Here is a 12488-nt window from a genome sequence, read left to right on the forward strand (position 1 = left end):
AACAGGTGAATAATATGGCAATTACCTATCTTGGAATGGATCTCGCTCCTGCTAACAACCAGCTTGCGGTCTATCTGAAGTTTATAATTGATGAAGAGGCAACATATTCCTATACGGTTCTGGGAAGATCGACTAGCACGACAAGTTTAGATTTTACGTATTCTTCAAGTGACATTATCACTTTACCTGAGATAAAAGTTCCAGTTATTGGGCTGTACGCAAACTACCTTAACCAAGTGCAGGTTATCTTTAAAAACCTTAGCGGAGTGGAAATTTTTAATCAAATCATCCAAGTAAGCACACAGGAACAACTCTACCGCGATGGGACAATTTTCCATATCGATATTGAGCAAACGGATCCCGCTAACTTCACGACCGTATGGGGAAACAGTTGGTTAATGACAACCAATTGTGATGGCTACGACCGGAACGGCGATCTTCGCTGCTATTATGCTCAGCCCTACCGTAACCAGATGCTAAAAACGCATAAAGGTTATTTCTATATCGGCAGTGATGAAGATGAACATTGGTATGGGCGACGCTTTTTCAAAATCGATATTTTGGGCAACGAGATTCTGGAATTTGATTTACGTGACCGCGATGGCAACCGCTATGCTAACACCCACGATCTGATCTGGGATTCAGCTGGTAATCTCTTCATGATTGGTAATGATAACCCGGACCGTTCTACCAATACTATGCGACAGGATGCATCAATATTAAAATTTGATGAAAAGACAGGCGTGTTGCTGTGGGCAAAAAATTACACTCGTGCTTTTGATAATACGAAGATCCTGAATAATAGTCCCACAAACGATGCTCACCTTAACTCGCTTTCCTGGATCCCCGCGGGTGAGGCAAATGCTGAAGCGATTGTTGTTCATACTCGCTCTGCAGGCCTGACGTTTGGTATTTCTCCTGCCGATGGTAAGATGCTGTGGAGTATTAATACAGGGGGGTTTAACAGTAATTTCGCTGCAGGACAGGGCGTTACGCAGATAGATACTTCCGGTATAGCGGATTTTGAAAATGGTGCTCATACCGTATTTGTCACTAAAAATAGCGCTTTTGCTGGGTTAAGCAATGAGACTGAAGGGAAATTTGTTCTTTCGCTATTTGATAATCGCTCCTGCGTCGATAATGAAGGCAATGCAGTTACTCGAGATATTACGCTTGATTCAACGGCTGTTTTTTACAAAACCGATCCTGCGAGAGTCGTTTTCTATGCTGTTGATCTCGTCGCCAATACAGCAACCCAGGCTCACGAAAGTTTCGAGTTACCTTCCGATCGTGTTCCTCAAGTCACTGATTTTATGGGGGCAGCAATAGATTATGGTGACTATTATGGCATCTACACCAACCATGCGCGCTCTTTCTTTATCAGCGATGTGACAGGCCATATTATTGCCACAATCTACGATTTGATTTGCTCGCTGGATGGCTATCCAGAGTTCCCTGGCGAATGCTATCGGGCAAGGTTGTTTGCAAAAGACGAGCTTGATGCTTTGATAAATATAGGTTATCAGGTGGCAAACGGCTGATAGCATAGCCAGACACAGCCATTAAAAGGGCATTGCGGCTGCTAATGTCGGTCACTTACAGTGGCTGGCCTTGCTGTCGACCAGACAGCCTGACGCTGAAACGAACGGCTAAATAATTGTTCAAATAATCACCTGCAGCACAAAAAAAGTAAGGCCGGGAAAATCCCGGCCTTATTTAATATTCATCTGCCATTACAGGCGAAAACAATTAGCGACTACGGAAGACAATGCGGCCTTTGCTCAGGTCGTACGGGGTCAGTTCAACAGTCACTTTGTCGCCCGTCAAAATGCGGATGTAGTTTTTGCGCATTTTACCGGAGATGTGCGCAGTTACCACGTGACCGTTTTCCAGCTCTACGCGAAACATGGTATTAGGCAACGTATCAAGTACGGTACCCTGCATTTCAATATTGTCTTCTTTGGCCATCTAATCCTCTGGGGTATCACTACCAAGTTTTGAACCGGCAAGATAATGCCGAAATTCATCAATTAAGTAAAGAATTGCGCGATTAAAACGCAGCAAAACAGTTTCGGCGCATTGCCCAAGCGTCACGGTACAACCGAACAGGAAGCGCATTCGTAAAGGGGAGACAACAGGATAAACGTCAGGACGTTATCTGAAGCGAGGGTCCCAAACGGCGGCGGGGCAACAGGCAGAAGCTACTCTGCGGCATAATTATAACACCCTCACAAAAAATATGCGGAAAACATTTAGGCATTGGGCATAAAGAGCGTTCTCGGTATCCAGAAGTCGCGCGGAAGCTTCTCCTGACGGCTGGCATCCAGATGCTCGATATACTGGCGTCGCGGGATTTCAACAGCCCCCAGGGAGGCCGTGTGCTCGTTGAGCACCTGACAATCGATCAGGCGTCCGCCGCGCTGGGCAAACGCCTCGCAGAAGACCAGCAGCGCGGTTTTCGAGGCGTTAACCGCACGAGAGAACATCGACTCGCCGCAAAACAGCGTCCCCTGCGCCACGCCGTACATGCCGCCGACGAGTGCTCCGCCTTCCCACACCTCGATGGAGTGGGCGTAGCCAAGCTCATGGAGCTGGAGGTAGGCGGTAATGATATCGCGGGTTATCCATGTCCCTTCATAGCGGTCTTCGGCACAGCCTTCAATGACCTGACCAAAGGCGTGATTGAGGGTGACGCGGTAGGGTGATTTCGCATGGAAACGCTTCATGCTGCGGCTCGCGTGAAACTGCGCTGGCCACAGCACGGCACGCGGATCGGGGGACCACCATAAAATCGGATCGCCCGGGGAAAACCAGGGGAAGATACCGCGCTGGTACGCCATTAATAGCCGAGCGGGGCTGAGGTCACCTCCAAGGGCCAGCAGCCCGTTGGGCTCACGCAGCGCCCCTTCCGGAGAAGGGAACGCGATGTTATGACGAGAAAGCTGGACCAGGCGCATGACAGCAAAACTCCAGTACGCGAGTGAGGACGCTACAAATATAGTCTACAGACGCTGTTTAAACTGGTAGTAGCGACCCTGTTTCGCCAACAGCTCTGCGTGACTACCTTGCTCAATAATGTGTCCGTTGTCCATCACAATTATCCGATCAAAACTCGCCAGTCCGCGCAGGCGGTGTGTGACCATCAGCACGGTTTTGCCGGTCATGGCATTCGCCAGTAAATCAAGGATTTGGCTTTCGGTTGTGGCATCCAGCCCCTCGGTGGGTTCGTCGAGCAGCATCAGCGGCGCATCGTGCAGCAGCGCGCGCGCAATAGCCAGACGGCGCAGTTCACCGCCCGAGAGCTGACGGCCGCCTTCGCCCAGCCAGCTGTTCAGCCCGTCGTCCTCAAGCAGTTTTTGCAGCCCGACCTGCTCCAGCACGGCGCGAAGCGCATCATCAGAGGCCTCTGGCGCGGCCAGCAGCAGGTTATCGTGCAGGGTGGCGCTAAACAGATGCACGCGCTGCGGAACGACGCTCACCGTCTTGCGCAGGGTCTGCTCGCTGAAATCGGTCAGCAACGTGTTATTAAAACGAATATGGCCGCGCTGCGGATCCCAGGCGCGGGTCAGCAACTGCAGCAGCGTCGATTTACCGCAGCCTGTACGGCCGAGGATCGCCATCCGCTGACCTGCGTTAACAGAAAGGTTGATACCGTCCAGCGCGTTCTGCGCCTGTTTGTCATAGGCGAAGGTGACATCTTCAAGCGTCAGCGCAACCTGCTCTGGTACCGCGGTCTGCCCGGCACTGAACGTGACTTCAGGCTCCTGCTCGGCAATCTGCGTGATGCGCAGGGCAGAGGCGATCACCTGGCCCAGATGCTGGAAGGCGCCCGTTACCGGGGCTAGCGCCTCAAACGCCGCCAGCGCGCAGAAGACGAAAACGGCAATAAGTGGACCCGGCTGTGAATTCCCCCCGACATCGCCGGAAGCCAGCCACAGCATGGCAATCACCGCCACGCCGCCGATTAACATCATCAGCGCCTGAGAGAAGGCCGTCAGCTCCGACTGGCGGCGCTGGGCCTCATGCCAGTTAAGCTCCGTACTTTCCATCCGCGCACGGTAGCGCTTGCTGGCGCCAAAAATCGTCAGCTCTGCCTGCCCCTGAAGCCAGGAGGTGAGCTGCTGGCGGTAGTCTCCGCGCAGGCGCGTCAGGTTTTCCCCGGTCGATTTCCCGGCGCGGTAAAACAGCGGCGGCAGAATGATGAGCGTCAGCAGCATGATCCCGCCCAGCGTCAGCGCAACGGAAACATCCAGAACAGACAGCCCCAGCGTGACAACCACAATCACCACAAACGCGCCCACGATCGGGGAAATCACGCGCAGGTAAAGGTGATCCAGCGTGTCGACATCCGCAACAACACGGTTAAGTAATTCACCCTGACGAAAACGCGCCAGCCCGGCAGGGGAGAGGGGCAGCAGTTTGCTGAAGGTGTAGATGCGCAGGTGCTGCAGCACGCGGAAAGTGGCGTCGTGGCTGACCAGCCGTTCGAAATAGCGTCCGGCAGTCCGCGTGATGGCGGTACCGCGAACACCGGCTGCCGGGAGCATATAGTTGAAGCTGTATAAACCGGCAAAGCCCGCGACGGCCGAGGCTGACAGGAACCAGCCGGAAAGGGTGAGCAGGCCAATGCTGGCGAGCAGCGTGACAATCGCCAGCACAATCCCCAGCGTCAGCATCCATTTGTGGCGTTTATAGAGCGCAAGATAAGGCAGCAGAGCACGCATCAGATGTCCTCCTGACGGTTCGCCAGCAGGGCGGCAAACGGTCCCTGCGCGGCAACGAGAGAGGCGTAATCGCCTTGCTCAACAATACGGCCGTTCTCCATGACCCAGATCTGGTCCCAGTCGGCAATCCCCTCCAGCTGATGGGTGACCATCAGGGTGGTTTGCTGCCGGGAGGCGGCGTTCAGGGCCTCCATTACGCGCTGTTCGCTGTGGGCGTCCAGGCTGGCGGCGGGCTCATCCAGCAGCATCAGCTGGCATGGATTAAGCAGCGCGCGGGCAACGGCTACGCGCTGCGCCTGTCCGACCGACAGCCCGGCGGACTGATCGCCGACAACGGTATCTACCCCCTGCGGAAGCAGCGGCAGAAACTCGCTGACCCAGGCGCGATCGAGCACCGATTGCAGTTCATCTTCACGCGCGTCCGGGCGCGCCAGCAGGACGTTTTCACGCAGCGTAGAGGCGGGAAGCTGGGGGTTTTGTCCTACCCAGCTGAGCTGTTTACGCCAGGCGTCTGGATCGAGGTTGCGCAGTTCGGTTTTGTTGATCCGCAGTGAACCCGTGTAGGCCATAAAGCCGGATAGCGCATTCAGCAGAGAACTTTTACCGGAACCGCTGGTGCCGACGAGCACCACCCGTTGTCCGGCAGGTAAGGTAAAGTTCAGCGGACCCGCGAGCACTTTGCCTTCCGGTGACAGAATGGAAAAGTCCTGCGCTTCAATGGTCACGGGATCTTTAGCATTCAGCGTCACGTCACCCCGCTCCGGGTGTGCCAGCGGCGTTTCCAGGAACGTTTTCAGGCTATCGGCTGCGCCAACCGCCTGCGCTTTGGCGTGATAGAAGGTCCCCAGATCGCGGAGCGGCTGGAAAAATTCCGGGGCCAGGATCAGCGCCAGGAAGCCGGCAGAAAGGGTCACCGCCGTGCCGTAATGGCCGAAATCCAGCGCGCCAAGGTAGGAGAAGCCAAAGTAGACCGCCACGAGGGCAATCGACAGCGAGGTAAAGAATTCCAGTACGCCGGAGGATAAGAAGGCAAGGCGTAACACTTCCATGGTGCGCTGACGAAAGTCCTGCGATGCCCGGCGAATATTTTCGGTTTCCGCTTCACCGCGGCCAAAAATGCGTAACGTCTCCATGCCGCGCAGACGATCGAGGAAATGGCCGCTCAGGCGACCCAGTGCCAGGAAGTTACGGCGGTTGGCATCCGCTGCCCCCATACCGACCAGCGCCATAAACAGTGGGATCAGCGGGGCGGTGCCCATCAGAATCAGCGCAGCCATCCAGTTCACCGGGAAGATGGCGATCACAATCAGCAGCGGAACGAAGACGGCAAGGCCCATTTGCGGCAGATAGCGCGCATAGTAGTCGTGCATATCGTCAATCTGCTCAAGGATCAGCGTCGCCCAGCTACCGGCCGGTTTACCCTGGATCCACGCGGGCCCGGCTTCCTGAAGGCGATCCAGCACCTGACGTCGGATCTCGTAGCGGATGTGCTGTCCGGCGTGAAAACCGACGCGCTCACGCAGCCACACCACCCAGGCGCGCAGGATAAAAATCAGGATCAGGACAATAAAAGGCAGCAACAGCGCTTCGCGCGGGATGTTCTCCATGATCATGTGATTAAGAATGCGGGCCAGCAGCCATGCCTGGGCAACAATCAACAGACCGCTAACGAACCCCAGGAGACGGGAAATCGTAAGCCAGCGGCGGGAAATAACGCTTTGCTGTTTCAGCCAGCGTGTTAACTCTTGTTGACGGGTTTTTTCCATTGCGTACTTTGCAGGTGACGTTATTAGAAATTGGGCAGCGCAATGTTACAACGGGGAGACAATAAAGGCGACTTATCGCCGCCTTTATTTACGTTTGTTACTGACTTGTAAAGATTATTTACCTTGTTCAGCCAGTCCATCGAGGTAGCGCTCAGCGTCCAGCGCGGCCATACAGCCGGTGCCAGCAGAGGTAATCGCCTGACGATAAATATGGTCCATCACGTCGCCAGCCGCGAACACGCCCGGGATGCTGGTCTGGGTCGCGTTACCGTGAATGCCGGACTGCACTTTGATGTAGCCATTTTCCAGCTCCAGCTGACCGTCGAAGATCGCGGTGTTCGGGCTGTGACCGATCGCCACAAACAGACCCGCCACTTCAAGCGTTTCGACGTTGTCAGTGTTCTGGGTATCACGAATACGCAGACCGGCAACGCCCATCTGGTCGCCCGTCACCTCTTCCAGGGTACGGTTGGTATGCAGCACGATGTTGCCGCTGGCCACTTTATCCATCAGGCGTTTGATCAGGATCTTCTCCGCGCGGAAGGTTTCGCGACGGTGGATCAGGTGCACTTCAGAGGCAATGTTCGCCAGGTAGAGCGCTTCTTCTACGGCGGTGTTGCCGCCGCCGATGACCGCGACTTTCTGATTGCGGTAGAAGAAACCGTCACAGGTTGCGCAGGCAGAGACGCCGCGACCTTTGAACGCTTCTTCGGATGGCAGACCGAGGTAACGGGCAGAGGCGCCGGTGGCAACGATCAGCGCGTCACAGGTGTATTCGCCGCTGTCGCCCGTCAGGCGGAACGGACGGTTCTGCAGATCGACCTTATTGATGTGGTCGAACAGAATTTCAGTTTCGAATTTAGCGGCATGCTCGTGCATACGTTCCATCAGTAGCGGCCCTGTCAGGTCGTTCGGGTCCCCTGGCCAGTTTTCCACTTCGGTGGTGGTGGTCAGCTGACCGCCTTTTTCCATTCCGGTGATGAGTACCGGGTGCAGGTTAGCGCGTGCAGCATAGACCGCTGCGGTATATCCCGCAGGTCCAGAACCAAGGATTAGCAGCTTACTGTGTTTGGCCGTGCCCATGAGATCCCCATTGTTGTTGGCAGACATTTGGCTGGATTGTAGGGAATTTGTTGCCGTAAAAAAAGAGCGCAGCAATTTTGATATCAATCTGTGTAATAGCCACGGGCGATGAATGAGGCGCTATAACATCACGCTTTCGCCTGAAAACCGTTCGTTTGTAAGGCAATAAAATGAGGATTAATACCCTGCCGTAATGAATATCCGGCATGTTGTACTAAAAAACGATGTTTTGCTTTGACAATCCCCTGCGCTTTTGCGAAAACATTCAAGGAAGAAAAAAAACCGCGTTAACCGTATGCCGCATAGGCATGCACGTAAATGCCATTTTTACCGGGTCAGTGAAATCTACGCATGGCGTGGACAGACGCCATACGTGATGTCGGTGACTGCCTTCGGGCAACGGTCTTCTTACCAACAGAACCCGAATCCGCATCGCGTCTAATACAAAACCAGGCGATGTGATGACTAACGGGTACAGGCTCTGAACAGTGATGTGCACAGGGTCCAGGCAGGAGTAGGGAAGGAATACAGAGAGACAATAATAATGGTAGATAGCAAGAAGCGCCCTGGCAAAGATCTCGACCGTATCGATCGTAACATTCTTAATGAATTGCAAAAGGATGGGCGTATTTCCAACGTCGAGCTTTCAAAACGTGTGGGACTTTCCCCGACGCCGTGCCTTGAGCGTGTGCGCCGACTGGAAAGACAGGGTTTCATTCAGGGCTATACTGCTCTGCTGAACCCGCATTATCTGGATGCCTCACTTCTGGTATTTGTTGAGATTACTCTGAATCGTGGTGCGCCGGATGTGTTTGAGCAATTTAACGCCGCTGTACAAAAACTTGAAGAAATTCAAGAGTGTCATCTGGTATCCGGTGATTTCGACTACCTGTTGAAAACCCGTGTGCCTGATATGTCCGCCTACCGTAAGCTGCTGGGGGAAACCCTGCTGCGTCTGCCAGGCGTGAACGACACCCGTACGTATGTGGTGATGGAAGAGGTCAAACAGAGCAATCGTCTGGTTATTAAGACGCGCTAACACGGAACAGGTGCAAAATCAGCGTAGTTTGATTACACTCCTGTTAATCCATACAGCAACAGTGCCGGGGAGTCCCGGCGCTGTTGTCCGTTTTAGCAAAAAGGCAGGATATGCCTGATACCTGGAGAGCCTTTTTTGAGCCAGGAATACACTGAAGACAAAGAAGTCACACTATCGAAGCTAAGCAGCGGACGTCGTCTCCTCGAGGCTTTGCTGATTGTTATTGCCCTTTTTGCCGTCTGGCTGATGGCAGCCTTACTCAGTTTCAACCCTTCAGATCCCAGCTGGTCACAAACTGCATGGCATGAGCCTATCCATAATTTAGGCGGTGTCCCCGGTGCCTGGCTTGCGGACACGCTGTTTTTCATTTTCGGTGTGATGGCCTACACCCTTCCCGTTATTATCATTGGCGGATGCTGGTTTGCGTGGCGTCATCGTCAGAACGATGATTACATCGACTATTTTGCCGTGTCGCTGCGCCTGATTGGCGCGCTGGCGCTGATCCTCACCTCGTGCGGGCTGGCGGCAATCAATGCGGATGATATCTGGTACTTCGCCTCTGGCGGGGTGATCGGCAGTTTACTCAGTTCTGCGCTGCAGCCGATGCTGCACAGCAGCGGCGGTACGCTGGCGCTGCTGTGTATCTGGGCGGCCGGGCTGACGTTGTTCACCGGCTGGTCCTGGGTGAGCATTGCCGAGAAAATCGGCAGTTTTATCCTCACCATTCTGACCTTCGCCAGCAACCGTACCCGTCGTGACGATACGTGGGTTGATGAAGACGAATACGAAGATGAAGAGGAAGATGACGCGCCTGTGCAGCGTCGCGAGTCTCGTCGTGCGCGTATTCTGCGCGGCGCGCTGGCCCGTCGTCAGCGTGTTGCTGAGAAATTTGCCAACCCGCTGGGTCGTAAAACCGATGCGGCGCTCTTCTCCGGTAAGCGCATGGATGAAGACGAGCAGGTGGCGTATCGCGCTGCAGGTATCGCCGTCGATCCTGACGATGTGCTCTTCTCCGGCAGCCGGGCCACTCCGGGTGACTTCGACGAATACGATCCGCTGTTAAATGGTCATTCGGTTACCGAGCCGGTTGCGGCCGTCGCAGCCGCGACGACCGCTGCGCAGGTGTATGCCGCGCCTGTCGACGCCGTGATGCCATCCGCGCCGGTTTCGCCGCCGGAATCCGTTATTCAGCAGCCTCAGGTTGACTGGCAGACTGCGCCAGGCGTTCACACGCCGGAGCCGGTTATCGCGCCTGAACCTGAAAGCTACATTCCTGTGCAGCAGGAGCAGTGGCAGCAGCCTTATCAGCCGCCGCAGCCTGCGTATGAACCGCAAGATTACCCGCACTATGAACAGCCTGTGGCCCAACCTTATCAGGAGTATGTGCCTGATAAGGTTGAACCTGTTCAGCCTTATGTAGAGCCGCAGCCTGAAGCTGAAATAGTGGAAGAGGTAAAACCCTCTCGTCCACCGATGTACTATTTTGAAGAAGTTGAAGAGCGTCGCGCGCGTGAACGCGAGCAACTGGCGGCCTGGTACCAGCCTGTGCCTGAACCGGTGCAGGAGCCGGTGACGAAAGCGCCTTCTGTTTCCGTTCCACCGATCGACCCGACGCCTGCAGTCGCACCCGTAGCGGAAAGCGTGAAGCAGGCTACCGCGGCCGCTGCCGTAGCTGCACCTGTCTTTAGCCTGGCAACAGGGGGCACACCACGTCCTCAGGTGAAGGAGGGGATTGGTCCGCAACTGCCTCGCCCTAACCGCGTTCGTGTACCCACCCGCCGTGAGCTTGCCTCTTATGGCATCAAGCTGCCTTCCCAGCGTATGGCCGAAGAGAAAGCGCGCGAGCCTGAGTACGAAGATGACGCCTATGAAATGCAGCAGGACGAGCTGGCCCGTCAGTTCGCCGCGCAGCAGAATCAACGCTACGGTGAAGAATATCAGCACGATGAACCGGTGCTGGAAGACGAAGAGGACGCGGCTGAAGCAGAACTGGCGCGCCAGTTTGCCGCCACCCAGCAGCAGCGCTATTCTGGTGAGCAACCGGCTGGCGCAAATCCGTTCTCGCTGTCTGATTTTGAATTCTCGCCGATGAAGGATCTGGTAGATGATGGCCCGAGCGAGCCGTTATTTACCCCGAGCGTGATGCCTGAAGCGGAGCCTGTGCGCCAGCAGCCAGCACCACAGGCCTACGCGCAGCAGCATCAACCTGTTCAGCAGCCGAAGCAGCCGCCACAGCCACCGCAGTTCCAGCAGACTGCGCCTCAGCCGCAGGAAAGTCTGATTCACCCGCTGCTGATGCGTAACGGTGACAGCCGTCCGCTGCAGCGTCCAAGCACGCCGCTGCCGTCTCTGGATCTGTTAACGCCGCCGCCGTCAGAAGTGGAGCCGGTCGATACCTTCGCGCTGGAGCAGATGGCGCGTCTGGTGGAAGCTCGTCTGGCTGACTTCCGCATCAAGGCGGACGTGGTGAACTACTCGCCGGGTCCGGTGATCACCCGGTTTGAACTGAACCTGGCACCCGGCGTTAAAGCCGCGCGTATTTCCAACCTGTCCCGCGACCTGGCGCGTTCTCTGTCGACCGTTGCGGTGCGTGTGGTGGAAGTGATACCGGGTAAACCTTACGTTGGTCTTGAGCTGCCGAACAAGAAACGTCAGACCGTCTACCTGCGCGAAGTGCTGGATAACACCAAATTCCGCGATAACCCCTCTCCGCTGACGGTGGTGCTGGGTAAAGATATCGCGGGCGATCCGGTCGTTGCGGATCTTGCCAAAATGCCTCACCTGCTGGTAGCGGGTACTACCGGTTCCGGTAAGTCTGTCGGTGTGAACGCCATGATCCTCAGCATGCTCTATAAAGCGCAGCCGGAAGATGTGCGTTTCATCATGATCGACCCGAAAATGCTCGAACTTTCGGTCTACGAAGGCATCCCGCATCTGCTGACCGAAGTGGTCACTGACATGAAAGACGCCGCCAACGCCCTGCGCTGGAGCGTCAATGAGATGGAACGCCGCTACAAGCTGATGTCTGCGTTAGGCGTGCGTAACCTGGCCGGTTATAACGAGAAAATCGCCCAGGCTGTGCGCATGGGGCGTCCGATCCCGGATCCTTACTGGAAGCCGGGTGACAGCATGGATGCTCAGCATCCGGTGCTGGAAAAGCTGCCTTATATCGTCGTGCTGGTTGATGAATTCGCTGACCTTATGATGACCGTCGGTAAGAAAGTAGAAGAGTTGATTGCCCGTCTGGCGCAGAAAGCGCGTGCGGCCGGTATTCACCTTGTGCTGGCGACCCAGCGTCCTTCCGTGGACGTTATCACCGGTCTTATCAAAGCGAACATTCCGACGCGTATCGCCTTTACCGTATCCAGTAAAATTGACTCCCGTACCATTCTTGACCAGGGCGGCGCAGAGTCGCTGCTGGGTATGGGTGACATGCTCTATTCAGGCCCGAACTCCACCTCTCCGGTGCGCGTTCACGGTGCGTTCGTCCGCGATGAGGAAGTACACGCCGTCGTGCAGGACTGGAAAGCGCGCGGTCGTCCGCAATATGTTGACGGCATCACCAGCGATACGGAAAGCGAAGGCGGCGGCGGTGGCTTCGACGGCGGCGAAGAGCTGGATCCGTTATTCGATCAGGCGGTTAACTTCGTTACCGAAAAACGCAAAGCGTCAATCTCTGGCGTGCAGCGCCAGTTCCGAATTGGCTATAACCGCGCAGCGCGTATCATCGAGCAGATGGAAGCGCAGGGCATTGTGAGCGAGCAGGGGCATAACGGTAACCGCGAGGTGCTGGCACCGCCGCCGTTTGATTAGCCTTCAGCGATTGCAAAGAAGGGTAAATCAGCCAAAATTAAGCATTTTCTTCTGTCGCCTGCC

General features: G+C 55.5%; 8 protein-coding genes. 3 read left to right on the forward strand and 5 right to left on the reverse strand.

Features of this window, described 5'->3' with window-relative positions:
• The first annotated feature begins 14 nt into the window (after nt 1-14).
• Nucleotides 15-1541 carry an aryl-sulfate sulfotransferase gene (locus SPG90_RS02990; protein ID WP_047173342.1) on the forward strand — a complete coding sequence of 509 codons (1527 nt, stop codon included), beginning with the start codon at nt 15-17 and terminating at the stop codon, nt 1539-1541.
• A gap of 208 nt (nt 1542-1749) precedes the next feature.
• On the opposite strand, the gene infA is transcribed toward SPG90_RS02990, so the two are convergent.
• The 5 genes from infA to trxB form a co-directional block, all read right to left on the reverse strand.
• Nucleotides 1750-1968, reverse strand: a complete 219-nt coding sequence (gene infA / locus SPG90_RS02995; protein ID WP_002211347.1) for a translation initiation factor IF-1 — start codon at nt 1966-1968, stop codon at nt 1750-1752.
• A 284-nt stretch (nt 1969-2252) separates the two neighbouring features.
• Nucleotides 2253-2957, reverse strand: a complete 705-nt coding sequence (aat, locus tag SPG90_RS03000) for a leucyl/phenylalanyl-tRNA--protein transferase (RefSeq protein WP_126302804.1) — start codon at nt 2955-2957, stop codon at nt 2253-2255.
• 45 nt (nt 2958-3002) lie between these two features.
• On the reverse strand, nt 3003-4724 hold the full coding sequence (cydC, locus tag SPG90_RS03005) for a heme ABC transporter ATP-binding protein/permease CydC (protein WP_126302803.1): 1722 nt from the start codon (nt 4722-4724) through the stop codon (nt 3003-3005).
• Nucleotides 4724-6490 (reverse strand): heme ABC transporter permease/ATP-binding protein CydD, encoded by a 1767-nt coding sequence (gene cydD / locus SPG90_RS03010; protein WP_126302802.1) that lies wholly within the window; start codon nt 6488-6490, stop codon nt 4724-4726. The genes cydC and cydD overlap by 1 nt, the downstream gene beginning before the upstream one ends.
• Before the next feature lie 114 nt (nt 6491-6604).
• Nucleotides 6605-7573, reverse strand: a complete 969-nt coding sequence (trxB, locus tag SPG90_RS03015; protein WP_023616696.1) for a thioredoxin-disulfide reductase — start codon at nt 7571-7573, stop codon at nt 6605-6607.
• Nucleotides 7574-8117: 544 nt separating this feature from the next.
• On the opposite strand from trxB, the gene lrp reads away from it, so the two are divergent.
• Together lrp and SPG90_RS03025 are read left to right on the forward strand one after the other, a co-directional pair.
• The gene (gene lrp / locus SPG90_RS03020; protein ID WP_000228469.1) at nt 8118-8612 is read left to right on the forward strand and encodes a leucine-responsive transcriptional regulator Lrp; all 495 of its coding nucleotides are present in this window, start codon (nt 8118-8120) and stop codon (nt 8610-8612) included.
• A gap of 135 nt (nt 8613-8747) precedes the next feature.
• Nucleotides 8748-12425 (forward strand): DNA translocase FtsK 4TM domain-containing protein, encoded by a 3678-nt coding sequence (locus tag SPG90_RS03025; protein WP_126302800.1) that lies wholly within the window; start codon nt 8748-8750, stop codon nt 12423-12425.
• The last annotated feature ends 63 nt before the right edge of the window (nt 12426-12488 follow it).

The organism is Enterobacter sp. D2, from assembly GCF_034427575.1.
Lineage (GTDB): Bacteria > Pseudomonadota > Gammaproteobacteria > Enterobacterales > Enterobacteriaceae > Enterobacter > Enterobacter cloacae_M.

What these genes read in the sequence shown, in the direction of transcription:
- infA (WP_002211347.1), bottom strand. Translation starts at nt 1,968, where the DNA reads ATGGCCAAAGAAGACAATATTGAAATGCAGGGTACCGTACTTGATACG.
- aat (WP_126302804.1), bottom strand. Translation starts at nt 2,957, where the DNA reads ATGCGCCTGGTCCAGCTTTCTCGTCATAACATCGCGTTCCCTTCTCCG.
- SPG90_RS02990 (WP_047173342.1), top strand. Translation starts at nt 15, where the DNA reads ATGGCAATTACCTATCTTGGAATGGATCTCGCTCCTGCTAACAACCAG.
- cydC (WP_126302803.1), bottom strand. Translation starts at nt 4,724, where the DNA reads ATGCGTGCTCTGCTGCCTTATCTTGCGCTCTATAAACGCCACAAATGG.
- lrp (WP_000228469.1), top strand. Translation starts at nt 8,118, where the DNA reads ATGGTAGATAGCAAGAAGCGCCCTGGCAAAGATCTCGACCGTATCGAT.
- trxB (WP_023616696.1), bottom strand. Translation starts at nt 7,573, where the DNA reads ATGGGCACGGCCAAACACAGTAAGCTGCTAATCCTTGGTTCTGGACCT.
- cydD (WP_126302802.1), bottom strand. Translation starts at nt 6,490, where the DNA reads ATGGAAAAAACCCGTCAACAAGAGTTAACACGCTGGCTGAAACAGCAA.